This is a genomic window from Streptomyces griseobrunneus, assembly GCF_046713465.1.
GTDB classification, from domain to species: Bacteria; Actinomycetota; Actinomycetes; order Streptomycetales; family Streptomycetaceae; genus Streptomyces; species Streptomyces microflavus.
This window is the reverse complement of record NZ_CP177080.1, coordinates 357352-381780: the sequence shown is the minus strand read 5'-3', so window position 1 is coordinate 381780 and position 24429 is coordinate 357352. Positions and strand designations below refer to the sequence as shown.

The 24429-nt window shown below is 73.0% G+C and carries 25 protein-coding genes; 9 read left to right on the top strand and 16 right to left on the bottom strand.

Annotated elements, in window-relative coordinates; genetic code table 11:
* Positions 1-43: 43 nt before the first annotated feature.
* The gene (locus tag ACK8N7_RS01895; protein ID WP_500445650.1) at positions 44-529 is read left to right on the top strand and encodes an AAA family ATPase; all 486 of its coding nucleotides are present in this window, start codon (positions 44-46) and stop codon (positions 527-529) included.
* Between the two features lie 25 nt (positions 530-554).
* Here the strand turns inward: ACK8N7_RS01895 and ACK8N7_RS01890 are convergent, their stop codons facing one another.
* The 6 genes from ACK8N7_RS01890 to ACK8N7_RS01865 all read right to left on the bottom strand — a co-directional run bounded on the left by ACK8N7_RS01890 (position 555) and on the right by ACK8N7_RS01865 (position 5333).
* Positions 555-779 carry a hypothetical protein gene (locus tag ACK8N7_RS01890; protein WP_015606418.1) on the bottom strand — a complete coding sequence of 75 codons (225 nt, stop codon included), beginning with the start codon at positions 777-779 and terminating at the stop codon, positions 555-557.
* Positions 780-893: 114 nt separating this feature from the next.
* Positions 894-1514: a hypothetical protein gene (locus ACK8N7_RS01885; RefSeq protein ID WP_403217862.1), complete on the bottom strand. Its 621-nt coding sequence runs from the start codon at positions 1512-1514 to the stop codon at positions 894-896.
* 70 nt (positions 1515-1584) lie between these two features.
* Entirely contained in the window at positions 1585-2139 is a 555-nt protein-coding gene (locus ACK8N7_RS01880) for a helix-turn-helix domain-containing protein (RefSeq protein ID WP_500440537.1), read from the bottom strand.
* Between the two features lie 103 nt (positions 2140-2242).
* Positions 2243-2863, bottom strand: a complete 621-nt coding sequence (locus ACK8N7_RS01875) for an L-threonylcarbamoyladenylate synthase (RefSeq protein ID WP_032759588.1) — start codon at positions 2861-2863, stop codon at positions 2243-2245.
* Positions 2864-2982: 119 nt separating this feature from the next.
* Positions 2983-3999 carry a hemolysin family protein gene (locus tag ACK8N7_RS01870; RefSeq protein ID WP_015606414.1) on the bottom strand — a complete coding sequence of 339 codons (1017 nt, stop codon included), beginning with the start codon at positions 3997-3999 and terminating at the stop codon, positions 2983-2985.
* On the bottom strand, positions 3996-5333 hold the full coding sequence (locus ACK8N7_RS01865) for a hemolysin family protein (RefSeq protein ID WP_500440534.1): 1338 nt from the start codon (positions 5331-5333) through the stop codon (positions 3996-3998). Before ACK8N7_RS01865 ends, ACK8N7_RS01870 begins: the two co-directional genes overlap by 4 nt.
* A 255-nt stretch (positions 5334-5588) precedes the next feature.
* Here ACK8N7_RS01865 and ACK8N7_RS01860 point away from each other — a divergent pair, with 255 nt between their 5' ends.
* Both ACK8N7_RS01860 and ACK8N7_RS01855 read left to right on the top strand, forming a co-directional pair.
* Positions 5589-6572 carry a sporulation protein gene (locus ACK8N7_RS01860; protein WP_500440532.1) on the top strand — a complete coding sequence of 328 codons (984 nt, stop codon included), beginning with the start codon at positions 5589-5591 and terminating at the stop codon, positions 6570-6572.
* Complete coding sequence (locus ACK8N7_RS01855; RefSeq protein ID WP_403217858.1) at positions 6523-6888, top strand: hypothetical protein; 366 nt, start codon at positions 6523-6525, stop codon at positions 6886-6888. Before ACK8N7_RS01860 ends, ACK8N7_RS01855 begins: the two co-directional genes overlap by 50 nt.
* 32 nt (positions 6889-6920) lie before the next feature.
* Here the strand turns inward: ACK8N7_RS01855 and ACK8N7_RS01850 are convergent, their stop codons facing one another.
* Together ACK8N7_RS01850 and ACK8N7_RS01845 are read right to left on the bottom strand one after the other, a co-directional pair.
* Positions 6921-7283, bottom strand: coding sequence for a DUF4180 domain-containing protein (locus tag ACK8N7_RS01850; RefSeq protein ID WP_403217857.1), 363 nt, complete (start codon positions 7281-7283; stop codon positions 6921-6923).
* Positions 7276-7758 carry a helix-turn-helix domain-containing protein gene (locus tag ACK8N7_RS01845; protein ID WP_500440530.1) on the bottom strand — a complete coding sequence of 161 codons (483 nt, stop codon included), beginning with the start codon at positions 7756-7758 and terminating at the stop codon, positions 7276-7278. Before ACK8N7_RS01845 ends, ACK8N7_RS01850 begins: the two co-directional genes overlap by 8 nt.
* A gap of 188 nt (positions 7759-7946) precedes the next feature.
* On the opposite strand from ACK8N7_RS01845, the gene ACK8N7_RS01840 reads away from it, so the two are divergent.
* From ACK8N7_RS01840 to ACK8N7_RS01825, 4 genes are all read left to right on the top strand, one after another.
* The gene (locus ACK8N7_RS01840) at positions 7947-8381 is read left to right on the top strand and encodes a hypothetical protein (protein ID WP_031125321.1); all 435 of its coding nucleotides are present in this window, start codon (positions 7947-7949) and stop codon (positions 8379-8381) included.
* 115 nt (positions 8382-8496) lie between these two features.
* Positions 8497-9726: a lycopene cyclase family protein gene (locus ACK8N7_RS01835; RefSeq protein ID WP_500440528.1), complete on the top strand. Its 1230-nt coding sequence runs from the start codon at positions 8497-8499 to the stop codon at positions 9724-9726.
* Positions 9723-10436 carry a class I SAM-dependent methyltransferase gene (locus tag ACK8N7_RS01830; protein WP_403217854.1) on the top strand — a complete coding sequence of 238 codons (714 nt, stop codon included), beginning with the start codon at positions 9723-9725 and terminating at the stop codon, positions 10434-10436. The genes ACK8N7_RS01835 and ACK8N7_RS01830 overlap by 4 nt, the downstream gene beginning before the upstream one ends.
* On the top strand, positions 10433-11995 hold the full coding sequence (locus tag ACK8N7_RS01825) for an FAD-dependent oxidoreductase (protein ID WP_500440527.1): 1563 nt from the start codon (positions 10433-10435) through the stop codon (positions 11993-11995). The genes ACK8N7_RS01830 and ACK8N7_RS01825 overlap by 4 nt, the downstream gene beginning before the upstream one ends.
* A gap of 42 nt (positions 11996-12037) precedes the next feature.
* Here ACK8N7_RS01825 and ACK8N7_RS01820 read toward each other — a convergent pair whose 3' ends face one another.
* The 5 genes from ACK8N7_RS01820 to ACK8N7_RS01800 form a co-directional block, all read right to left on the bottom strand.
* Positions 12038-13060, bottom strand: coding sequence for a Rieske (2Fe-2S) protein (locus tag ACK8N7_RS01820; RefSeq protein WP_403217852.1), 1023 nt, complete (start codon positions 13058-13060; stop codon positions 12038-12040).
* Positions 13057-14091: a phytoene/squalene synthase family protein gene (locus tag ACK8N7_RS01815; RefSeq protein WP_500440524.1), complete on the bottom strand. Its 1035-nt coding sequence runs from the start codon at positions 14089-14091 to the stop codon at positions 13057-13059. The genes ACK8N7_RS01820 and ACK8N7_RS01815 overlap by 4 nt, the downstream gene beginning before the upstream one ends.
* On the bottom strand, positions 14088-15605 hold the full coding sequence (locus tag ACK8N7_RS01810) for a phytoene desaturase (RefSeq protein ID WP_500440522.1): 1518 nt from the start codon (positions 15603-15605) through the stop codon (positions 14088-14090). Before ACK8N7_RS01810 ends, ACK8N7_RS01815 begins: the two co-directional genes overlap by 4 nt.
* Positions 15602-16852 carry a polyprenyl synthetase family protein gene (locus tag ACK8N7_RS01805; RefSeq protein ID WP_403217849.1) on the bottom strand — a complete coding sequence of 417 codons (1251 nt, stop codon included), beginning with the start codon at positions 16850-16852 and terminating at the stop codon, positions 15602-15604. Before ACK8N7_RS01805 ends, ACK8N7_RS01810 begins: the two co-directional genes overlap by 4 nt.
* 310 nt (positions 16853-17162) lie before the next feature.
* Entirely contained in the window at positions 17163-19088 is a 1926-nt protein-coding gene (locus ACK8N7_RS01800; RefSeq protein ID WP_500440520.1) for an HtaA domain-containing protein, read from the bottom strand.
* A gap of 191 nt (positions 19089-19279) precedes the next feature.
* On the opposite strand from ACK8N7_RS01800, the gene ACK8N7_RS01795 reads away from it, so the two are divergent.
* Both ACK8N7_RS01795 and ACK8N7_RS01790 read left to right on the top strand, forming a co-directional pair.
* Positions 19280-19747 carry a HEAT repeat domain-containing protein gene (locus ACK8N7_RS01795; RefSeq protein WP_500440518.1) on the top strand — a complete coding sequence of 156 codons (468 nt, stop codon included), beginning with the start codon at positions 19280-19282 and terminating at the stop codon, positions 19745-19747.
* 35 nt (positions 19748-19782) lie between these two features.
* A complete protein-coding gene (locus ACK8N7_RS01790; RefSeq protein ID WP_500440516.1) occupies positions 19783-20832 on the top strand; it encodes a HEAT repeat domain-containing protein in 1050 nt (349 codons plus the stop codon).
* Between the two features lie 99 nt (positions 20833-20931).
* Here the strand turns inward: ACK8N7_RS01790 and ACK8N7_RS01785 are convergent, their stop codons facing one another.
* The 3 genes from ACK8N7_RS01785 to ACK8N7_RS01775 are packed head-to-tail and all read right to left on the bottom strand — an operon-like array spanning position 20932 to position 24400.
* Positions 20932-21840 carry a class I SAM-dependent methyltransferase gene (locus ACK8N7_RS01785; RefSeq protein ID WP_403217845.1) on the bottom strand — a complete coding sequence of 303 codons (909 nt, stop codon included), beginning with the start codon at positions 21838-21840 and terminating at the stop codon, positions 20932-20934.
* Positions 21841-21866: 26 nt separating this feature from the next.
* Entirely contained in the window at positions 21867-22967 is a 1101-nt protein-coding gene (locus ACK8N7_RS01780) for an NAD(P)-dependent alcohol dehydrogenase (RefSeq protein ID WP_500440514.1), read from the bottom strand.
* Complete coding sequence (locus tag ACK8N7_RS01775; RefSeq protein ID WP_500440512.1) at positions 22964-24400, bottom strand: aldehyde dehydrogenase family protein; 1437 nt, start codon at positions 24398-24400, stop codon at positions 22964-22966. The genes ACK8N7_RS01780 and ACK8N7_RS01775 overlap by 4 nt, the downstream gene beginning before the upstream one ends.
* Positions 24401-24429: the final 29 nt, after the last annotated feature.

Below are 24429 nucleotides of genomic sequence, written 5' to 3'. Positions count from 1 at the left end.
GGGCGCTGACCTCGGCCCCTGTGTCGTACTGATCACCGGGGTGATGGCCGCGGGGAAGTCCACCGTCGCCCAGCTCCTGGCGGAGAGCCTGCCGCGAGCGGTCCATATACGCGGAGACGTCTTCCGCCGCATGATCGTCTCGGGCCGGGCGGAGATGACCCCCGACGGGCCGGAGGAGGCGCGGAGCCAGCTCGACCTGCGGCAACGGATCTCCGCACAGGTGGCCGACGCCTACGCGGACGACGGATGGACGGCCGTCGTCCAGGACATCGTCCTCGGCGAGGACCTGCCCCGTTACGTCGGCAGAATCCGCACCCGCCCGCTCCATGTCGTCGTGCTCGCCCCCGCGTCGGAGACCGTGCGCGAGCGGGAGGAAGCGCGCGGGAAGACGGGGTACGGGGGGTGGACCGTCGAGGCGTTCGACGCGGATCCGCGGAGCGGGACACCTCGTATCGGCCTGTGGCTGGACACGTCCGGTCAGACACCCGAGGAGACGGTCGCTGCCATCCCCGCCGGCCTGCGCGAATGACGCGGCGTGCGGGGGAGGCGGCCTCTCAGGCCGCTTCGTAGCGGTGGGCCCGCCCGCCCCGCCACTCCACCCAGACCGGGTTGTCGAGGATCCGGTCCGGCTCTTCGAGGCCGGCCTCGCTCAGGAACACGATCACGTCGTGGTCGCTGTGGGCCAGCCCGAGTATCTCGTCCCGGCCTTCGTAGTGAACGGTCACCCGGCGGCCGCCCGAGGGGGTCGGCCGGTGGATGACGATCGGGGGATTTGCCATGGGTCCACCCTGCGACGCGCCCCGCCCCCGCGCATCCCCGGCCGGCCCGCCCCGCAGGCAGGCCGGAAACGGTTCGGGAACGGCCGGGCCCCGCCGGGGGGCCGGGGGAGCCCCTCACCGCCCGGCGGGCGCGATTTCCACCGTTGTGGTGACGCGCACCAGGGAGGGGGTGCGCGGGGCCGACCCGAACCCGAAGGCGACCGGCGGATCGAGCGGGGCGAGCCGGCCCAGACTCACCCCGTCCAGTACGGCATCGGCGGCCAGGACCGGCCGCAGATCCCGTGCCCCGTACCACTCCCGCCGCCCCGGCCCCGCGCGGCCCAGGGTGCGTACGCCGGGCATCAGCAACCGGGCCGGAACATCGCACAGCGCGGCCCAGAGGGGGCTGCGGGCCAGCGGGGCCGGTACGGCGGACAGCAGCAGACCGAGGGCGGACCTGCGTCCGGCCCGCAGCCGCAGGCGCAGCGGCCCCGCCTCGACGAGCCAGGTGGCCCCGGAGACGGTGACGGCCACCGGGACCACCTCGATCCGGTCGAAGCGGTACGTGGCGGCGACGAAATCCGCGATCCGGCGGGAGGGCGCCAGCAGGACCCGCTCGCCGTCGGGATGCTCGACCATGACATCGCTGAACGCCCCGAACGGCGAACGCGGCCAGTGCCCGACCACCAGCCGGGTGCCCGAGGAGGTCCCCACACCGGCGATCCAGCCGTCGAACCGCAGTCGCTCACCTGTCACATCCGCCAGTCTCCCCCACCGCGGGCGATGGGGGGCGGGGGAGCGGAAACCGGCGACCGGCGCGTCGTGCTCAGCCGGCGGCGGGCATGGTGAACAGCACGTACAGGGTGAGCGCCCAGGCCCCCCAGGCGCAGACCGCGTACCGAAGTCGTCTGCGCCGCCCGGCGGACACCCGGTCGGCGGTCCGGCGCACCCGAGGCGGGGCGGTGTGCGCCGCACGTCCGGCAGCCGGGGTGGCGGGCCGGACGGGCTCGGGCGCATGCGGCGGGGAGACCGGCACGGCGGGGCCTCGGCTCCCGCGCGGCTCGGGCACAGCCGGGCCCTGCCCGAGGGCCCGCCCGGCTGCCCGTGTGCCGTCCCGGCCGCCGGCGTCCGGCAGCTGCTGGGAGAGGGAGAGGCCCAGCAGGAAGCGTGCGTACGCCACCCGGCGCCGTCCGGTCGGGGAGGTGCGGCCGTTCTCCCAGGACCTGACGGTCGCCGGGGTGATGCCGAAGGCGGCCGCGAGCTGACCGGTGGTCAGGCCCCAGGCCTCGCGCACTCTTCTGCGTTCGGCGGGGGAGGGCAGATCGCAGGCTGTCCTGCGGGAGGTCTGTACGGAGGTCCGGGGCGTTGTGGATGCAGTCATGCCGGTAGGACAATCCGTTGTCCGGATCATTCCTGACATTCCGTCAGGATCACCCGGAAGGACCAGCTCCGGGCTCTCCGCCGCGCCCCCGACGCCGTACGGCCTACTCGAAGCGGGACGGGTCCCCGGCTCCACGGCGTACGATTTCGGGCTCGTCGCCTGAGAAGTCGATGACCGTGGTCGGCTCGGTGCCGCAGTCGCCCGAGTCGATGACGGCGTCCACCTCGTGGTCGAGCCGTTCCTTGATCTCCCAGCCCTGCGTCAGCGGCTCCGCCTCGTCCGGGAGCAGCAAGGTGCTGGAGAGCAGCGGTTCGCCCAGCTCGGCGACGAGCGCCTGGGTCACCACATGGCCCGGGATGCGCACGCCGACCGTCTTCTTCTTCGGGTGCAGCAACTGGCGGGGCACTTCCTTCGTCGCCGGGAGGATGAAGGTGTAGCTGCCGGGCGTGGCCGCCTTGACCGCGCGGAACACGTCGTTGTCGACACGGACGAACTGCGCCAGCTGCGCGAAGTCGTGGCACACCAGTGTGAAGTGGTGGCGGTCGTCGAGATTGCGGATCGACCGGATCCGGGCGATGCCGTCGCGGTTGCCCAGTTGACAGCCCAGCGCGTAACAGGAGTCGGTCGGATACGCGACGAGCGCACCGGAACGGATGCTGTCGACCACCGTGCTGATGGTGCGCGGCTGGGGATTCTCGGGGTGCACGTCGAAGTACTTGGCCATCCGCCGAGCTTACGTGCTCGGAGGCGGCCCGTCCGGACAGCGGGTGCCACGAGGAGGAGGGCGGCCCGGCACGTGGCGGACCGCCCTCCTCCCGCGCTGTGAAACCGCTTCGGGGCCCGTCAGACCACGGCGGGTCCGACCAGCTCCTCCAGGACGTCCTCCATCGTCACGAAGCCGATGACCGTCCCCTTGCCGCCGGCGACGGCGGCGAGGTGCGTACCGGCGGCGCGCATCGCGGTGAGGGTGTCGTCGAGCGGGGTGTCGATCTCGACCCGGATGACGGGGTGGATCGCGCTCGTGGGCAGCGGCTTGGTGCGCTCCGCGACCCCGAGGGCGTCCTTGATGTGCAGATAGCCCAGCAGCCCGTCGTCCGGACCGGTCACCGGGAGCCGGGAGAAGCCCGAGGCGACCGCCGCCCGCTCCAGCTGCTGCGGGGTGATGCCGAGGTCGACGGTGACGGTCCGGTTCAGCGGAACCATCACCTCGCCGACCGGGCGGGTACCCAGCTCCAGGGCGTCCTGCAGCCGCTCGCCGTCGGCCGGGGCCAGGAGACCGGCATCGCTGGAGTCCTTCACCAGGCGGACCAGTTGGTCGTCGGTGAAGACCGAGGCGATCTCGTCCTTGGGATCGACCTTCAGCAGCCGCAGCAGCATGTTGGCGAACGCGTTGATACCGAAGATGACCGGGCGCAGCGCCCGGGTCAGGGCCACCAGGGACGGGCCCAGCGCCAGAGCCGTCGCGACGGGCGCGGCGAGCGCGACGTTCTTCGGGATCATCTCGCCGATGAGCATGTGGAGATAGGTCGCCAGGGTCAGCGCGATGACGAAGGCGATCGGGTGGACCAGCGCCTCGGGGACACCGATCGCGTCGAACGGCGGCTCCAGCAGATGCGCGATGGCCGGTTCGGCGACGGCGCCCAGCACCAGCGAGGAGATCGTGATGCCGAGCTGGGCCGTGGCCATGGCGGCCGACAGGTGCTCGATGCCCCACAGGGTGCTCTTCGCCCGGCGGCTGCCGCTCCTGGCCTGCGGCTCGATCTGGCTGCGGCGCACCGAGATCAGGGCGAACTCCGCGCCGACGAAGAACGCGTTCGTGAGGAGCGTGAGCGCGCCGATGAGAAGCTGAACGGTGGTCATCGGGCGTCCTCCTCCACGAGGGTCAGGGCCGGGACCGGCGCGGTGATCCGCACCCGGTCGGCCCGGTGGTGCTCGATGTCGAGCACGTCGAACTGCCAGCCGCCGATGTCGACCCGGTCCGTGCGGACGGGGATGCGGGCGAGCTGGTTGGCGAGGAGACCGGCGAGCGTCTCGTACGGACCCTCCGGCGCGGGGAACCCGATCCGGTCGAGCTGGTCCAGCCGGATGCTGCCCTCGGCCTCCCAGACAGGGCGGCCGTCGCCGAGCGGTTCGGCCGGTGCCAGGTCGGGGCGCTCGTGCGGGTCGTGCTCGTCGCGGACCTCTCCGACGACCTCCTCGACGATGTCCTCGACGGTGGCGACCCCAGCCGTACCGCCGTACTCGTCGATGACGACCGCCATGGTCCGGTGCCGGCGCATCTGTGCGAGCAGCCGGTCCACGGGCAGCGAATCCGGTACGAGGAGGGGCTCGGTGGCCAGCGAGGTGACCGGGGTCCGGGCGCGCTCGGACTCGTCCAGGGCCAGGACGTCGCGGATGTGGACCGTACCGATGACCTGGTCCAGGCTGTCGCGGTAGACCGGGAACCGGGACAGCCCGGTGGCCAGCGTGAGGTTGGCGGCATCGGCCGCGGTGGCGTGGGCCTCCAGGGCCCGCACGTCCACCCGGGGCGTCATCACGTTCTCGGCGGACAGCTCCGCCAGGTGCAGGGTGCGGACGAAGAGCTCCGCCGAGTCCTGCTCGATGGCGCCCTCGCGGGCCGAGTGCTGGGCGAGGGCGATGAGCTCCTGAGGCGTACGGGCCGAGGCCAGCTCCTCGGCCGGTTCCAGGCCGAACCGGCGCACGGCACGGTTCGCCGTGTTGTTGAGGTGGCGGATCAGCGGGGCGAAGCAGGCCGTGAACGCGCGCTGCGGGCCGGACACGACCTTGGCGACGGCGAGCGGGCTGGAGATCGCCCAGTTCTTCGGGACGAGTTCGCCGATGACCATGAGGACGACGGTGGACAGCGCCACCCCGAGCAGGGTCGCGACCGTGGACACCGCGCCTGCCGGGAGGCCGACGGCCTCCAGCGGGGAGCGCAGCAGCACGGCGAGGGACGGCTCGGCCAGCATGCCGATGACCAGTGAGGTCACGGTGATGCCGAGCTGGGCGCCGGACAGCTGGAACGTCAGCCGCTTGGCGGCCTTGAGCGCGCTTTCGGCTCCGCGCTCACCGGCCTGCGCGGCCCGTTCGAGCTCGCTGCGCTCGATGGTGGTCAGCGAGAACTCGGCCGCGACGAACACCGCGCACGCCAGAGTCAGACCGAGGGCGAGAAGGAGCAGGAGTACTTCGCTCACCGTGTCACCTCCGTCCCCTGGTGTGCCGGGGCAGGGATGACACGGTTCGTACTGGGAGGCTCACCCATTGCGGTACCGCAGCTCCTTCTCTGTTCGGGTCGTCGGGCTCGACGTTGACGGCGGGTGGAAACCCGCCCTGTTGATAGTAAAGGGACCGCAAAGCAATGGGGAGTGGTGCGCATCACAGCGCGGGTCGGCTGGGTAGAGAGATGTTTGCATTGATCGAAGAAAACGAAGAAGGAGTGGACGCCGGACATGGTGTTCAAGAAGTTGCTCGGAGCCCTCGGGGTCGGCGGCCCATCGGTCGACACCGTTCTGCAGCCCGCCCCCGCCCTCCCCGGCGGCCCGCTCTCCGGTGAGGTCCGGCTGCGCGGCGGCGGGAGCGAGGTGACGGTCGAACAGGTCACCCTCCTCCTGGTCGCCCGGGTCGAGGCGGAAGGGCAGGACGAGGAGCACGAAGGGACGGTCGTCCTCGAACGGTTCACCGTCGGCGGCGGGTTCCGCCTCGCGGAGGAAGCCGAGCACACCCTGCCGTTCACCGTCACCCTGCCCTGGGAGACACCGGTCACGGAGCTCCACGGCCAGCCCCTCGGGCCCGTTCTCGGGATCCGGACGGAGCTGGCGGTGGCCGGGGCGCGGGACAAGGGTGACCTAGACGTCCTCGCGGTGGCTCCCCTGCCCGCCCAGGAAGCGATCCTGGAGGCGTTCGGGCAGCTCGGATACGGCTTCAAGTCGGCCGATCTGGAGCTCGGCCACATCCGGGGGACCGGTCAGCGGCTGCCCTGCTACCAGGAGATCGAGATCGGGCCGCCCGCCGAGCACGCGCACGCGGTCAACGAGATCGAGGTGACGTTCCTCGCCTCGCCCGGTGGCCTGGAGGTCGTGATCGAGGCGGACAAGCGGGCCGGGCTCTTCTCCGGGAGCCACGACACCGTGCACCGCTTCACCACCTCGCACCACACCGTGGCGCAGGCCGAGCGCAACACCGAGGTGGACTCCTGGCTGGAGCAGGTGATCGGCGTCCACGCCGCCCACGCCGCGCCGTATCCGTACGCGCGGGGCGGCCACCACGACGAGCACCACCGCTCGGGTTCCGGGACCGGGGCGGTGGTGGCGGGAGTCGCCGCAGGAGCCGCCGTCGGTGTCGTCGGAGGAATGGTCGCAGCCGAGGTGATCGACGAGATCGGCGATGCCTTCGAGGGCGACGACGACGCCGGGGAGGGCGACGAGGGGGAGTGAACCCCGGCGCGGCCCGGCGCGGACGGTTCCTCACGGACGCCGGCCGCGCCGGGCCGGCTCGCGTGGCGAGGTTGCGGGAGCCCGTGCGGTTTGCTGTGCCCGAGGCGGCGGGCGGTCGATCACCGACGCCCAGGCGAAGGGCCTTGTCGACCCGGAGGTCCCGGCGGCCGAGGTGCTGTCCCTCGTCACCGCCATGTCGATGACCTGGTCCCCGGCCGGCGTCATGGTCACCGCGAGCAAGGACGAGGCGGAGGTCGAACACGACCGGCGCCGCACGGCACTCGCCCGCGCGGGGCGGCGCGCCTTCGCGCCATAGCGGGCCCGCCTTCGCGCCATGAACGGCCCCGCCTAGGCGAGGCGGGCGGCCAGGTGGTCCAGATCGGCCACGAACCAGATGTCCCGGCCCCGGTTGGCCTCGCGGACCAGGTCGGGCAGGGCCGCGCTCGCCGCCAGATGGCGTGCGATGTCCCCGACGACGACCAGCCGGAGCCGGTAGTTGGAGAACTTCTGGAGGATCTCACCGGCGATCCCGGTGCTCAGGTCGAAGAAGCGGTCGTCCAGTCGTTCCGCCGGGACCGCGACCACCTCGGCGCCCTGGAAGGCGGGCCCGATCAGATGGTCGAGCGCGTCCTGCACGGTGGCGATCGCGGGGCCTTCGCCGGAGCAGGCCAGCACGGATACGCCATGGTGTTCCACCAGCAGATCAGGCACGGTGGGCCTCTTGCCCGCCGTCGAGCATGCCGTTCTCCGGGCCGAGCACACCGTCGATCAGCTGCAGCAGCTCGGCGGTGGCCGCAGCACCGCCGAGAATCACGATCTTCATCCGAGCTCTCTCCCTGTCATGGACCGTCTGGACGCGCAGGGGTTCCGGCGTGTCCCGGGGAGACTGCGCGCTCGCGGTGACGAAGGTGCTCAGCCGGTGCGCGGCGTCGGGGCCGATCCCGTCGATCTGCACGATGCTCGACACCTCCACATGCCCTCGCCCCGCATCGGCGACGGAAGGTGCGCCGGCGGCCGAGCGGCTGGTCAGCGCCTCGAAGTCCGCCCGGCTGATCCGGTACTGCTTGCCGATCCGGACTGCCTTGAGCCGCCCGTCGCGCACATAGTTCCGGACGGTCCGCACATGCAGACCCAGCCGTTCGGCCACCTCGCCGATCGAATACAGCTCACGTTCCCCACTCTCCATGGGAATGGACCTTACCTCAAAATACCCATAGAGGTCTTGATGGGGAGTGATAGGGAGTGATAGGGAGTGATTATGAAGGTTGCGGTGCCTCTTCGTCCGTGTGGAGCTCACGGAAGGTGTGATGAGCCCCGGGCGAGGAAGGTGGGGGTGAACCCGCCGCCCGGACGTCGAAGTCGACCAGGAGATCCATGAACGCGGAGAACCGGCCTCCCGACCCACGGCACCAGCGCCCGGAAGGCGTCACCGACACGACCGTCGAGGCGCTCGGCGCGCTTTCGAAGGCGCTGGAGACCACCGAACGGGCCCGTGGAGCCCTCTACACGTTCCACCAGCTCACCGGCAGCGCCGACCTCGCCCTCGACGACGCGGTACGGCTGCTCCGCGAGGCCGGCCACGGTGCCCAGGCCGACCGGGTCGAGCGGGAGATCCTCGGCCGCAACGTCATCCCCGGTCACTGGACCTTCCAGATCGTCGAGGAGTACAACTCCACGTACTACGAGGTGTTCCGGACGGCCGAGCAGGAGATCCGGGGCCGACTCGCCGAGGGCCGTGACCACCTGTACGAGGCCGAGATGAAGGAAGCCCGGCGCACCCGGGGCCATCCCGACCACACCGCGGACTAGCCGGTTGCGGCGGGACACGGGCGCGTCGCACGCATCCGTCCGGCCCCTCGGTGCGGAAGGATTCGGTACCGGTCCAGCCGGAAGGATCCGTACCCGTACAACCGAGAGGGAAGCCGTGCCCGACCCCGACGTCGTCATCGTGGGCGCCGGAGCGGCCGGCCTGAGCCTGGCGTACCACCTGTGCGCGCCGGGCGGCGCCGTACCGCTGTCGGTCGTTCTCGTCGATGCCCCGCCGGGGCCCTTGAGGGCGCCGCCGCGCACATGGTGCTTCTGGGAGCCGCCGGGTGGCCCCTACGACTCGGCCCTTGCCGCCTCCTGGTCGCAGCTGCGAGTGCGGGCGGCCGACGGGGCGGCCACGGTGGCCCGCCCGCACCCCTTCCGCTACAAGATGCTGCGGTCGGACGCCTTCGAAGCCCTGGCCGGCCGACGGCTGTCCGCCGCGAGGGCCTTCCGCCGTATCGAGGCGACGGTGACCGCCGTACGGGACGCGCCGGACGGCGGCGGCGAAGTCCTCGGCCATGACGCCAGGGGCGAACGCGTCGTCGTACGCGGCCGCCATGTCTTCGACTCCCGCCCGCCCCGCCGCCTGCCGTCCGCCCGCACCACCCTGCTCCAGCACTTCATGGGCTGGTTCGTCCGCACCGAGCGCCCGGTCTTCGACCCGGCGACCGCGGACCTGATGGACTTCCGTACACCGCAGCCCGCGCGCGGACTCTCGTTCGGCTACGTCCTGCCGCTCGACCCGCACACCGCCCTGGTCGAGTACACCGAGTTCTCGCCCGCCCCGCTGGAGACCGAGGGCTATCTGAACGCCCTGCACCACTACACCCAAGAGGTCCTGAAACTCGGGGAGTTCCGGGTCACCGCACAGGAACGCGGCATCATCCCCATGACGGACGGCCGCTTCCCGCGCCGCGCAGGGCGTTCGGTGTACCGCATCGGCACGGCCGGAGGCGCGACCCGCCCCTCCACCGGCTACACCTTCGCGGCCGTGCAGCGGCAGAGCCGGACCGTCGCCGCCCGGCTGCGCGCCGGACGGGCGCCGCGCATGCCGCCACCGTACGGAGCACGTGCGCGCGCGATGGACGCGGTCATGCTGCGGGCGCTGGACAGCGGCCGGGTGGACGGCGCCGACTTCTTCACCCGCCTCTTCCGCGGTGTCCCCGCCGAGCGGCTGCTCCGCTTCCTGGACGGCAGCTCGCAGATCCACGAGGACCTGCTGATCGGTCTGCGGACACCGGTCGTCCCCATGCTGCGGACCGTTGCCGAACTCCCCTTCACGGCGAGACGTGAACCGCCCCCGTTCCCACTCCCACCGACCGGCCACCAAGAGAGCACCCCATGACCCTGTTGCGCGGCGACGCACTGTCCGCAGCCTTCGACCACGGCTCCGCCGCCTACGACCGCCTCGTCGCGGCGAGCCCCGGCTACCACGCCCATCTGCGCCGCAGCGCCCGCCGGCTGGGTCTGCCGGACGGCGGACGCGGACTGCGCGTACTCGACCTGGGATGCGGTACGGGCGCCTCCACGGCCGCGCTCCTCGCCGCCGCTCCCCACGCCCGGATCACCGGCGTCGACGCCTCCGCGGGCATGCTGGACCGCGTGGCGGCCAAGAGCTGGCCGGAGGGCGTCGACTTCGTGCACGCCCCGGTCGAGGAGTTGGCCGGGCGGCTGGAGCCGGGCTCCTTCGACGCGGTGTTCGCCGGTTACCTCTTCCGCAACCTCGCCGACCCCGACAAGGCCCTCGACCTGGTACGCGGTCTCCTCGTCCCGGGTGGCCGCCTCGCCGTGCACGAGTACACGCTCGGCGGATCCCCCGTGCACCGGGCCGTGTGGAACATGGTCTGCGCCACGGTCATCCAGCCCGCCGGACGGCTCGCCGGGGACGCCGGGCTCTACCGCCATCTCCGGCGCAGTGTCGTCGAGTTCGACGCGGCCCCCGCGTTCGCCGGCCGTCTGCGCCGGGCCGGCTTCCGCGACGTACGCGTCCTCCCGCTGCCCGGCTGGCAGACCGGGATCACCCACACCTTCGTCGGCGTGGGGGAGCGGTCATGACGTTCCTCCACTCCCCGGGCACGGGCCACCGGCACGGCCGGGACCGGAAGGCGGCCGTGGTGCCCGCCCCGGCCGGCCGCGCCCGGTTCACCGGACCGGCCGCCCCCACCGCGGCGGTCGTCGGAGGCGGCATCGCCGGGCTCGCGGCGGCCACCCTGCTGGCCGAGCGCGGGGTACGCGTCACCCTCCACGAGAGCGAACCGAGCCTGGGTGGACGGCTTTCGGGCTGGCCCACCGAGCTCGCCGACGGCACCACCGTCACCATGAGCCGGGGCTTCCACGCCTTCTTCCGGCAGTACTACAACCTGCGCGGCCTGCTGCGCCGGGTCGACCCGGGACTCGACTCGCTGACCCGGCTGCCCGACTACCCCCTGCGGCACAGCTCCGGCCTCCACGACAGCTTCGCCCGGGTGCCGCGCATCCCGCCCCTCAGCGCCATGGGATTCGTCGCACTCAGCCCCACGTTCGGCCTGCGGGACCTGGCCCGGATGAACCCGCGAGCCGCCCTGCCGCTGCTGGACGTGCGCGTGCCCGAGGTCTACGACCGGCTCGACTCCATCAGCGCCCATGACTTCCTCGCCCGCATCCGCTTCCCCGAAGCCGCCCACCACCTGGCCTTCGAGGTGTTCTCGCGCAGCTTCTTCGCCGATCCGCGCGAACTGTCGGCGGCGGAACTGGTGCTGATGTTCCACATCTACTTCCTCGGCTCCAGCGAGGGCCTGCTCTTCGACGTCCCCGACGAGCCGTTCCCCACCGTCCTGTGGGACCCCCTCCTCGCCTACCTGGAAGGCCACGGCGCCGACGTACGGACACGGACACCGGTCCGGCAGGTGCGGCCCCGGCCCGACGGCGGGCTCGACCTCACCACCGACGACCGCACCACCCGGTACGACGCCCTCGTCCTCGCCCTGGACAGCGGCGGCCTGCGCCGGGTCGTCGCCGCCTCCCCGGAGCTGGGCGACGCCGACTGGCGCTCCCGCATCGACCGGCTGCGCACCGCCCCGCCGTTCCTGGTCTCCCGGCTCTGGCTCGACCGGCCGGTGGCGTACGACCGTCCCGGCTTCCTGGGCACCAGCGGCTACGGGCCCCTGGACAACGTGAGCGTCCTGGACCGCTGGGAGGGCGAGGCCGCGCGCTGGGCCCGGCGCACCAGGGGCTCGGTCGTCGAGCTGCACGCGTACGCCGTCGCACCGGAAGCGGACCGGGGAGCCGTACAGGCCGAGGTGCTGCGCCAACTGCACCGGATCTACCCGGAGACGCTCAGCGCCCGCATCGTCGACGAACGCCACGAATGGCGGGCGGACTGCCCGATGTTCCCCGTGGGCGGCTACCGGGACCGGCCGGGCGTGCGCACCCCCGATCCCGCCGTCACGGTCGCCGGGGACATGGTCCGCACCGGGCTGCCGGTGGCGCTGATGGAACGCGCCGCCACCAGCGGATTCCTCGCAGCGAACGCGCTGCTGGAGCGGTGGGGCGTACGTGGGCAGACGCTCTGGACCGTGCCACGCGCGGGCCGCTCCGCCGTTCTGCGCCGGCTGGCCGCGCTGGGGGACGGCTGACGGACGGCCGAGAGGGGGCGGGGTGCGGTGGCCCACCCCCTCTCAGCCCGGGAACCGCCCGCTGTCGCGGAGCTCCCAGCGCCGCTCCGCGTACGCCAGGTCGTCCCGCCACAACCGGCCCGCCGAGGCGCGCATCAGCGGGCGCAGCAGCGGCGCGGCCGCCCGGGCCACGGCGAATCCGCGGCGGTCCGACGCGGCGACCAGCGCCTCCGTCACGGCGGTGCGGGGCCGCCCCCGCTCGTCCGGAGCGAGGGGGGTGGCGTGCGTCTCCACCACGGACCCCGCACCGTCGCCCCCGATGATGTGCATGACGACCGTGCGGGGCTCGGGCGCCGTGAACCGCGCCCGGACCGGCACCACCAGCCTCCCGGCCACCTTGAACGACACGTCGACGGTGAACCCGTCGTCCTCCGCCGGGCCGTCCGCCGTGGGATCGGCGGGCGTTCCGGTCACGGTCAGGTCCACGAAGGAGTACGGGTGGAACCACGCCCCGTGCCACGGATCGAGGCGGTTGGCCACCACGTCCTCCGGCTCGCAGCGGCCGACGCCCGAGTAGACGGCCTCCACTGCGTCCCGGACGCGGGGCCGGGCCGGAACGTGGGGCCGCTCCGAAGGGGTCTCGCCCCCCATCCGGTCGAGCCGCACCCAGAGGAGGACCCCGTCGTCGAAGGCCGGGTAGGGCTCCCACCCGGCGAACGGCTTCCCGTCCAGGGCAAGTCCGTGCCAGTGGCAGACCAGGGTGCCGCAGCGGACGGGGCTGTCGCGCAGCGGCGCCCCGAGGTGCGGGCAGGCCCCCGGGCCGGTGCGGAGCCTCCCCTCGGCGTCCCGCCACGCCACCACCTCGGTGGAGCCGACCGTGACCCCGAGCGTCCGCCCGGGAGGAAGGTCCCGGGCGGCCCCGATGACGTACCAGTTGCCGGACGGCCGGCTCTGCGCACGCTTCAGGGCCTCCGCGATCAGCCCCGGTTTCGCCTCCCGCCACGTCGACGCCTGCCGCTCCCAGGGGACGGGCGTGCGCCGGAGCCGCAGAGGAACACGGCCGGTCCGTCCCGGTGCCGGACTCATACGGCCTCCTCCCGTACGGGGGCGGGGGCGCCGGCCATCCGGGGCCGGGACGACGGGGAGGCGTCACAGGGCCCCGCAACCGGCTCCTCCCCGCCACGCCGCCTCACCGCGCGCACGGCGACCGCCCGTACCAGCCCGTCCAGCGCCACGGCGGCCCGCCGCCGGCGCGGCACGACCGCCCGGCGGTGCAGGACGGCGTACCCGTCGTCCTCGATCGCGTCGAGAATGCCGCTGTACAGCACGAACGCCGTACGGATGCATGGCCGCGACACCGGGGCGAGCATCGCGATCCCCGGCAGGGCGTCCCGGTAGACGGCCCGGTTGTGGGCCGCGGCGGCCCGCAGGACATCGGTGATCCGTGCGTCCCGCGCCCCCGTTTTCCGGCTCCACTCGAACCGTTCCCGGTCCACCCCGTGCGCGGCCAGCAACTCGGCCGGCAGATACAGCCGGCCCCGGTCCAGGTCCTCACCCACGTCCCGCAGGAAGTTGGTGAGCTGGAAGGCGACGCCGAGCGCTGCCGCGTGCGGAGCGGCCTCCTCACACGGTCCCACCGTCCCGAGCACCGGCAGCATCTGGAGGCCGATCACCGCGGCCGACCCGTGCATGTACCGGCCGAGCTCGTCGTACGAGGCGTACCCGCCGACCGTCAGATCGCTGCGCATGGAGGCCAGGAAGTCGGTGAAGTGCCGGTGGCCGATGCCGTACCGCCGTGCCGTGTCGGCGAGCGCCCGGATCACCGGCTCGGTGGCCCGGTCCCGCCGCAGCCCCGCCTCCAGCTGGGCCTCCAGGGCGAGCAGCGCGTGGGCCCGCTCACCGGGGGTGGCCGTGGAGTCGAGATCGTCCACGATGTCGTCGGCCCACCGGGCGAAGCCGTACAGGGCGTGGACGGCCGGGCGCCGGTCGACGGGAAGCAGCCGGGTCGCGAGGAAGTACGTCTTGCCGTGGCGCGCGTTGAGCCCCCGGCAGTGGGTGTACGCCGCGCGGAGGGCGGGTTCGTGGATGCCTGCGGCGTCGAGTTCACGGACGGTCATGCGGTGGTGCCTCTCCGGACGGGGCGAGGGACGGTACGGGGGCCGGTGATCCTCTCCGCCGCCAGCTTCCCGGAGATCAGGACGGTCGGCACGCCGACGCCGGGCGTGGTGCCGCACCCCGCGAGGACGGCGTTGACCGTGCCGCGAACCAGGTTGCGCGGGCGGAAGGGCCCGGTCTGGGGGAATGTGTGGGCCACGGAGAAGGGGGTGCCCGCCGCATGCCCCTGGGCGGTCCAGTCGACCGGTGTGACCAGCCCCTCCTCCTCGATCGCCGCGCCTAGGCCGGGCATCTCGCGGCGCTCCAGCTCGGCCAGCAGCTCGTCCCGGTAGCGGGGCCCCAGCTCCCGCCACTCCCGTACGCCCGGCCCGACCTCGGTGTTCGGGCAGGGCGCCAGCACGTAGTGGAGGTGCTTGCCGGGCGGGGCGAGCGTGGGGTCGGTCGCGGTGGGCCGGGTGATGAGGAGCGAAGGGTCCGACATCAGCTCCCCGGTGCGGGTGAGTTCGCGGAAGGTGCTCTTCCAGGCCGCGCCGAACGAGATGGTGTGGTGCGCCAGATCCTGCCAGGTGCGGTCCGTGCCCGCGTGCAGGATCACCGCGGACGGCGAGTGCCGCAGCGGGAGCGGCCGGTGCGGGCTGCGGCCGAGCAGCCGGTAGGCGACGGGCAGATCGGGGGTCAGGACCACCGCGTCGCAGGGGATGCGTTCCTGGCCGGTGACGACGGCGGTGACGCGTTCACCCGACCGCTCCAGCCGGGTCACGGTCTGCCCGTACCGGAAGGCGGCGCCCGCCCCGGCGGCCGAGTCCGCCATCGCTCGGGGCAGCGCGTGCATGCCGCCCTTGGGGAAGTACACCCCGGCGATCGTGTCCATGTAGGCGATGACGGCGTACGCGGCGAGCGCCCGGGCCGGCGGGACGCCCGCGTACAGCGCCTGGAACGAGAAGACCCTGCGCAGCCGTTCGTCCGAGACGAAGTGGCCGATCCGCGCGTCGAGCCGGCCGAAACCGCCGAGGGCGGCGAGCCGCGCGAGATCGGGGTGGGCGAGCTGGAGCGGCGAGTCGAAGTTGGCGTCGATGAAACGGCGCATCTGCACCTGGTACAGGCGCTCCAGCCAGCGCCGCAGCCGCCGGTAGCCCACCGCCTGCCGGGCCCCCGCGAACTGCTCGATCGCGGCCTCCATCGCGGCCCCGTCGGTGTGCACGTCGAGCTGGGTCCCGTCGGCGAACCTGGCCCGGTAGGCCGGGTCCAGCGGGATCAGCTCCAGCCGGTCGGCCAGCCGGTCCCCGACCGCGGCGAAGGCCTCCTCCACCAGATCCGGCATGGTCAGCACGGTCGGACCGGTGTCGATGCGGTAGCCGCCAGACTCCCGCAGTCCGGCCCGGCCCCCGGGCCCGGAGTCCCGCTCGACGACCGTGACCCGGCGGCCCGCGCCGAGCAGATGGAGCGTCGCGGCCAGCCCCGCAAGACCGGCACCGACCACCACCACATGGTCGACGGGCCCCTTCACCGTGATCACCGGACAGGTCCTCCTTCGGCCGCGGTCAGGTCCCGGGCCGCCGCCCGGCGCTCGTGCCCGCGGGTGTCGTCGGGGGAGTTCGCGGAGCCGTCTCCGGAGACCGCGCGCAGCAGGCCGAGCAACTGCCGGCCGCCATGCGCGTCCACATCGACGGCCTCACCCAGACGGCGTACGGCATGGTCGCGGAGGCGCTCCGCCTTCCGCTCCACATGGGCGCGCGCCCCCGTCGTCTCGAAGACACCGCGTACGTCTGCGAGGTCCTCCTCGGTGACGTCGGCGTTGCCCACGGCGTGGCCGAGGACGGCCAGCGCCCCGTCGTCACCTGCCGCTTCGGCCCGCGTACGGGCGACGGCGAGGAGATAGGTGGGCTTGCCCTCGCGGATGTCGTCGCAGGACGGCTTTCCGGTCTTCGCCGGGTCGCCGAAGACCCCGAGCAGGTCGTCCCGGAGCTGGAAGGCGATGCCCGCGCACCGACCGGCCGAGCGCAGCGCGGCGGTGGTGCGCTCGTCGGCGTCGGCCAGTGCGGCCCCGATCGCCAGGGGCCGTTCGACGGAGTACAGGGCGCTCTTGAGGCAGGCGGTCCGTATCGCCCGCGCCGCCGAGGAGCCTCCGGTGGCCTGGCCGTGCAGGTCCAGGTACTGCCCGGCGACCATCTCGGTCCGCATGGAGCGCCAGATGGTCCGGATCCGGTGTCGTACGTGGGCGGGCAGCGCGGTCTCCGTAACGGTGTCGTCGGCCCAGACCAGGGCGAGGTCCCCGGCCAGCACGGCGGCGGACGTACCGAACGCGGAGCCCCGTTCCGAGTCCGGGGAGAGGCCGGCCCGGGTGGCGAGGCCGATGTGCACGGCGGGCTTCCCCCGGCGCAGCCGCGAGCGGTCCATCACGTCGTCGTGGATCAGCGCGCACGTCTGGATGAGCTCCAGCGCCACCCCCAGCCGCAGCGCGGCGGCGGTGGACCCGGCATCCGCCGCACCGCAGGCGCGCATCCCCCACCACAGGAGCCGGGGACGCATGCGCTTGCCCCCGTCCAGCGTGAAGTCGGCGACCCGCCCGGCCAGGTCCCCGGCGAACGAGGCGTCGATCTCCGCCGCCTGGGCGACCCGCTCCGCGAGGACCGCACGTGCGGTACGCAGGACGGCGCCGGCCACGTCCGCGTCGACGGCACCGGCTCCCGTTCCCGACGGGCCGGGGCCCACCGGGAGCGGGCAGGCGGCGAAGGAGTGTTCCACGGCCTGGATACGGGCCATCTCACGTCCTTCCGCTCAGGGGGCGAATCATTCGTCACTCCTTCCGGACTCGTACCCAGTACGGATGCGGTTCGTCAGGACCCATCGGGTGGGCGGGCCGCACAGGGAAGGAGGCGGTGGTCAGAGACGATCACGACAGCGGCGTGCTCCCGGCGCAGAAACACCCGGAGCGGCGTCCCGGGAACGTTCGGCCCGCCCGTTCGGCCTACGGGCGCGGGGGGAGCGGGTACACGGCCGGACGGCCGGTCACCTGCGGGCGAGTTGCCCGCGGTGACCGGCCGTCCGGTGAAGGTGTACGGGCCTATGAGGGTCAGCGTACGTCGACGTGGTCGCCGGAGCCGGTCGTGCCGAGACGTGCGGAGGTGGCCTTGAACTCGGCCTTCCAGGTGCCGTCCTTCTTGGCGGTGAAGCCCTTGCTGAAGACGCCCATGCCGTTGGTGCGCACGGTGGCCAGCTTGGTCCACTTCTCGGAGCCCTTGGCCTGGAACAGGATGTTCACGGACTGGCCGGAGGTGTTCTTCCAGCTCCCGTCCAGGCTGCGCAGGGTGCCCTTGGCCGTGATGGTGCGGCCCTTGCGGACCGGCTCGGGGGAGGCGTTGAAGCCGGAGACGGCGGTCCGCAGCTTGACGTCCACGTAGTCGGCGCCGCTGACAGCGGCGGCCCGGTCGGCGGTGCCCGCGTAACGGGCGCGCCAGGTGCCGTCCTTGGCGGCGGTGACCGAGGCCGAGAAGACGCCCTTGCTGCTGGTGGTGACCGCGGCAGCCCGGCTCCAGGTCTTGCTGCCCTTCGCCTGGAACTCGATCACGACGGACGTCTTGGCCGGCGGACGCCAGGTGTTGTCCGTGGCTCCGACGGTCTGGAGCGTACCGGCCGCCTTCAGCTTGCTGCCCTTGCCGACGGGCTCGGGGGAGGCGTTGAAGGAGACGATCCGGGCGGGCACGGCGGAGACGGTGACCGTGGCGGCCGAGGTCGCGGTCTCGCCGGACGCGTTGACGAACACGGCGCGGTAGCGGTGGGCATTGAGCGCGGCGCTCGCCTTCACCGTCAGAGTGGTGGACGTGGCTCCGGAGACGGCACTCCAGGTCTTGCCGGCGTCGGTGCTGCGCTCCCAGCGCACCGAGTCGTAGCCGGTCGCGGCTGCGGTGAAGACGGCGTCGGCGCCCGAGCGGGCGGTACGAGCGGTGGGCTGCTGGGTCACGACGGCGGCCGGGACGGCATCGCCGAAACCGAGCGGCTGGGCGACGTCCTGGGCGCGCGAGGGCATCCAGGTCGGGTCGCTGCCGTCGTGCGAGTTGAAGGTGGTGACGAAGCAGGCGGTCGTACGGCAGTCGACGGTGGTGCCGCCGGAGGTGAACGTCTCGGTGAGCTTCGCCGTCACGGTGAAGGTACCGTCGGCGCCGACCTGGCGGACCCAGGCCGCGTTGCCGTAGACGCTGGGGTAAGTGGCGCCGGGCAGGGCGATGGACTGCGCCAGGTAGACACCGCGGCCGGGCTGGTAGCCCTTGCCCTCGACCGTGACCTGGGTCTCCGCGCCGAGCTTGGTGACCTGACCGACGGTCAGGGTGGGGACGCTGGCGGTGCCGGCGATGGCGACGGGGTCCAGCGCGGAGCCGGGCTCGTACATGGGCCGGCCCTGGTAGGCGAAGATCTCCGAGCCCTTGCCGGTGAGCTTCGACGTGATCCCGGTCCAGTCGAGCGCGGCTCCGTTCAGGGCGCCCGCCGACGCCTGCAGCTCGGCGAGCTCCACTCCGGCCGTGGTGACCGGGGCCTGGCCGGCCTCCAGGTCCGTGGTCACGTCCACGTAGAGCGTGCCCTGACCGTTCTTGAGGACGATCCGGGGGTTGGCGAGGGTGATGGCGGTGATGCCGTGGCTGGGCACCGCGTACGTGACCGAGCCGCCGAAGCGGACATCGGCGTTGCGCTTGGCGGGGTCCACCGACCCGTGCTTGACGGGGTAACCGATCAGCCCGGCCGCGTCCTTGGTGGCGCCGCCGGCCACGTTCACCGAGCCGCCCATGGACGTCACATAGCGGACCCAGGACTCCTTGAAGCCCCAGGAGGACCCGCCGGCCACCAGGATCGGGGCGGCCGCCGACGTGGTCCCGGCCTGCTGGGCCTGTGCGGCGACGAGGGTGCTCGGGGCGGCGGAGGCGGGAACGGCGAGGACGCCGGTGCCCATGGAGACGACGGTCAGGGCGGCGAGGGCGGCCAGGCGGCCGCGGCGGGGCATGGACATGCGCTGCATGTCTCCTTCGGGCGAGGGCACGGCACAGCCGGTGGGGGAAGCCGTGCCTGGACGAATGACAAAGAAGGGGGATACCGGCTTCTTGTGTGGGGACCCGAAGACGACATCGTCATATTAGGTGAGGCTTACCTAAATGTCACCGTCGGGTCTCCCGCGCCCGCTTGGCCGTGACAGGGATCGTGATGACGGTCGCAGGACAGGACACGGAAGTGGTGCGAGCACTCAAGGCGCTGGAGGACGACCGCTCCCCCGTACGGCTGCGGGCCGCTCTGGCCATCGGAGCGACGCCCGGCCCGCGCTATGTCGACCGGCTCGTCGAACGGTGTGCGACCGAGCCCGAGTTCTTCGTCAGGGACATGCTGACCTGGGCGCTCACCCGCCACCCGGTCTCCCTGACGCTCCCCGCCCTGCTCCGCGAACTCCGGTCGGAGCGGGCGCAGGCACGGAGCCAGGCACTGCACACGCTGTCCAAGACCGGGGACCGGCAGGCGTGGCCTGCGATCACCTCGGAGCTCCTGACCGACGCCGACGACCAGGTGGCGCGGAGCGCCTGGCGGGCCGCCGTCGCCCTCGTGCCGCAGGGCGAGGAGCCCGCGCTGGCCACGGTGCTGGTGACGCAGCTCGGGCGCGGGGGCGGGAGACACAGCTGAGCCTCAGCCAGGCGCTGGTCGCACTGGGGGAGGTGATGGTGCCGGCCCTGCGCCGTGCCACGACCGCCCCGGACAGGCACATCCGCGCGCACGCGCTCGCCACCCAGAGGCTGCTGCGCGACCCGGACGCCGGATTCACGTACGCCATCGAGGAGGCGAAGCGCGTCGTGGCACTCGGCGGCTCCGGCTACCGGGAGTACTCCGCGCAGGACATCCGGCGGATCTTCCACATCGAGAGCCTGCGGGCGCTGGGGCTGTCGCTGCGCGAGGTCGGACGCGCGCTCGACGATCCCGGCTTCACACCGTCGGCGCTCGTCGGCGACCTCATCGGCCGGACGCGCGAACGTATCGCGGCGGAGACCGAGCTGCTCACACGGCTGAGCCGGATCCATGCCGCGGATCCCGCCGGCTGGGAGGACGCCCTCCAGGTCGTCACCCTCCTCCAGGCACTGGGATCGCCGAGCGCCGACGCCCGCCAGCGCGCGGCCCTCTCCTCGGCCGACGAGGCACCGCTGCCGGTGGAAGCCCTGTTCGAGGCGGTACTCGGTGAGACGGATCCCCACGTCGCCGGCGCCCTCCGATGGGCGCTGGCACGATCGGGCGACGGCGGCCCGGCCCTGCTGGCGGAGGGCATCGGCTCACCGGTGGCCGCAGTGCGTGAACGCGCCGTCCGGTCCCTCACCGAGATGCCCGGCGACGAGGCCACCAGGCATCTGGGGGCCCTCGCGCACCCCGATGCCGTGGTCGGCGGATACGCGGCGCTGGAGCTCGGTGCACGCGGCGACGCCGATGCCGTACCGACGCTCATCGACATGATCGCGGAGGGGAGGAACGACACCGAAGCGGCCGACGCCCTGAGCGTGCTGGCGAGCGACACCGCGACGGCCGACCGGATCGCGGCCCGGCTGGTGGACCGCCTCGCCCACGACACCACCGGAGCGCCGGCCCGGGGGCGGCTGACCCAGGCGCTGGCGGGCGTACCGGGGACGACGGCATCACGCGCCCTCGTGGAGCTGTCGAACGACGCTGAGCGAGCCGTCGCGCTGACCGCCACGTACCTCCTTCAGCTGCGCGCCGGGCGGTGACGTACCTCCTTACGGTTACGCGCCGGGCGGTGACCTATCCCCTCCGGCCACGCGCCGGACGTTGACGGATCCCCCCGGACGCCCGTACCCGGCCCGCGTCTACGGCCGCGGCTTGTCCGCGAACACCCATCGGTTGCCCGCCAGCGCGTCGTTCTGCTCGGGCAGCGGGCCGCGCCTGTGCCGGCGGGTGAAGTCGAAGGGCGTGTGGACCGAGGTGGACCAGCCCTTGTCCGTCAGGTTTCCCGCAGAGTCGGGCCGGGGTTCCCGGTCGAACAGGTCCAGCAGGTCGATGCCGATCCGGTGTTTGGTCGCCGTGTAGAGCGGGCTGTCGCGGTACTCCAGCAGGTCCTTGTCGAGCTTGACCTCGAAGGCCAGCGCGCTTCCCGCCGTGCTCAGCCGGTCCACCGTATCGATGAGGTAGGTCTCGGCGGCGGGCGGCAGATAGAACAGCAGCCCCTCGACCAGCCAGACGCTCGGCGCGGCCGGGTCGAAGCCGGCGCCGGGCAGGGCGCCGGCCCAGTCGGCGCGCAGATCCATCGGGACCGGCACCCGGGCCGCCTTCGGGGTGGCCGAAAGACCGTCGAGGACCTGGTGCTTGAACGCCAGCACCTCCTCCCTGTCGATCTCGAAGATCACGCAGCCGGGGGGCCAGTCGAGCCGGAACGCCCGCGAATCCAGCCCCGCACCGAGAAGGACCACTTGGCGGGCGCCCCCCGCGTGCACCGACTGGAGGAGAAAGTCGTCAAGGACCCGCGTCCGCAGCCCGAAGTAGCGTGCGAACCGTCCCCACAGCGGGTCCGCGTCCCCGTCCGGGACCTGTCGCGGATGGACCGGCCAGCCCGCGGACGCCGGTGCGGCGAGCACGAAGTGCTCCGCGAAGACGTCCCTGGCCAGACTGTCGGGGCGGTGGGTCTCGATCGCCCGCGCCGCGGCGACCAGAAGGGCCGTCACGCCGACCCCTCCTGCCACACCCTCCACACCGGTGTTCCGGTGCGCTGTGTCGACCATGTGCACTCCTTCGGTGCGAATAGAGATCACGTCCGGTGCTCCGGGATCAGGACCGGTTTGACCACGCGGCCCGCCTCGCAGTCGCGTTCGGCTTCGTCGATGTCGGCCAGGGGGTACGTGCGGATGAGCTGATCGAAGGGGAACAGGCCGGCCTGCCACAGCCCGGTCAGCCGGGGAATCAGCAGTCCCGGCACCGCGTCCCCCTCGCAGATGTGGGAAATCTTCCGGCCCCGGTCCAGCGTCCCCGGTTCGAGCGGGAGCGCGGTGTGGAGCCGTGCCACCAGGCCGAGGTGGCCGGCCGGGCGCAACGCCCGGAGCGCGTCGTTGATCAGCTCGCCGGAACCCGTGGTGTCCAGTGCGTACTGCGCGCCGCCGTCGGTCAGCCGCTGGATGCGGCCGGGCAGGTCGGCCGAGGCGGCATGCAGCGGGATCGCCCGGAACCTCTCGGCTTGGGCCAGCCGCTCGGGGCGCCGGTCGACCGCCACGGTGAAGGCCCCGGCGGCGGTGGCCGCCATGACCGCGGCCAGGCCCACCGCTCCCGCGCCGAAGACTGCGACGGTGTCCCCGGGGCCGACGCCGAAGGAGTTGAACACCGCCCCGGCGCCGGTCAGGAACCCGCAGCCGAGCGGTCCGAGCAGTTCGAGGGGGAGCGAGGGGGCGACCCGCACGGCGTTGCGGGCCGGGACCATCGCGTACTCGGCGAAAGAGGACTGGCCGAACCACCGGGGTGCGAGCGCGCCCCCGGCCGCGTCGGTGAACCGCTCCGCGTTCTCGGTACGCCCCCCGAAGAGGTTGAGCGCGGCGAACCTGTCGCAGTAGGCGGGGGCCGCGCCCAGACAGCTCCGGCAGTGTCCGCAGGAGTCGAAGCTCAGCACGACATGGTCGCCCGGGCTCAGCCCGGTGTCCGGGCCGCCCGTCTGCACCACCACCCCGGCCCCCTCGTGGCCGAGCACCGCAGGCAGCGGCGAGAGGCCCGCCGAGCGCCGGACGGCGAGGTCGGTCCGGCACATCCCGCAGCCCGCGATCCGGACCAGGATCTCGCCGTCGGCGGGTCCCGACTTCAGCATCACCTCCTCGACGGCGAACGGGTCCTCGTACGAGCGCAGCACCGCCGCACCGAACCTCACGCTCCCGCCTCCTGCGGACGGTGTACGACGAACGGCCTGAGGTTCCCGTAGAGCCCCCACGGCCCGCCCGCGACGCCGACGCCGCTCTCCTTGATCCCGGCGAAGGGCTGGGCGAGGGACAGTTCGGCGTGGTGGTTGATCCACGCCGTCCCGCACTCCAGCCGGTCGGCCACCGCCTCGGCCCGGTCCAGGTCGGTCCCCCATACCGAGCCGCCCAGCCCGTAGCGGGTGGCATTGGCCGCCCCGACTGCTTCGTCGAGGCTCCCGTACGGCAGCACCGGCAGCACCGGACCGAACTGTTCCTCCGTCACCACCGGGCTGTCGGGCGGGACATCGGCCAGGACGGTCGGGGCGTAGAAGTAGCCCGGCCGGTCCAGCCGGTGGCCCCCGGCCACGGCCCGGGCCCCGTCCGCCAGGGCCCGGGCCGTGCAGCGCTCCACCCGGGCCAGCTGGGCGGCGTTGTTGACCGGCCCCAGCTCCGTACCCGGGTCGAGACCGGATCCGACGACGACGGTCTTCGCACGCTCCGCGAGGGCCTCGACCACCTGGGAGTGGAGCCGTGCCGGGGCGTAGACCCGCTTGACCGCCATGCAGACCTGCCCGCAGTTGCGGAACGCGGCCCAGAACAGCCGGTCCGCGATCCGCTCCACATCCACGTCGTCCAGCAGGATGGCGGCGTCGTTGCCGCCCAGCTCCAGGGTGACCCTGGCGAGGCCGGGCGCCGCGCCCGCGGCGACGGCCCGCCCGGTCGGAACGGAACCGGTGAAGGTCACATGGCGGATCCCCGGGTGTGACGCGAGGCGGGCGCCGAGCGGTTCGCGACCGGTGACGATCGTCAGCACGCCCTCGGGGAGGGCGGCCGACACGACGGATCCCAGCAGCCGGGTGGCGAGCGGCGTGAAGGGTGAGGGCTTGAGCACCACCGTGTTCCCCGCGGCGAGCGCGGGCGCGAACTTCGCCGACGCGAGCTGGAGGGGAAAGTTCCACGGGACGATGGCGGCGACGGGCCCGAGCGGGCGCCAGCGGATCTCGCTGTGCACCGGCCGGCCGTCCGAGATCGTCCGTGACTCGGGGGACGACTCGGCGAAGTAGCGCAGGCGGGCCGCAGTACGGGCGACCTCCGCGTACGACTCGGACAGGGGTTTGCCCTGTTCGCGGGTGAGGAGTGGGGCGAGGTCGGCTCCGGCCGCCTCCACGGCGTCGGCCGACGCGAGCAACGCGGTGGTGCGGGCGACGGGGTCGGTCCGCCAGCCGAGCCAGGCTTCGTGGGCCCGGCCGACGACGGCGTCCAGCTCCTGAGGCCGCTGGTCTGGAGCCTCGTCGAAGGTCTCGCCCGTCGCCGGGTCGAGGACGGTGAAGTGCTCGCCTCGAAGCCCTGGTCCGGGGAGGGAAGGACGAGGAGCCCTGTCGGCGCGGGGCCGATGTGGGTCCATGGCGACGCCGGGCTGCTGATGTGGGTCCA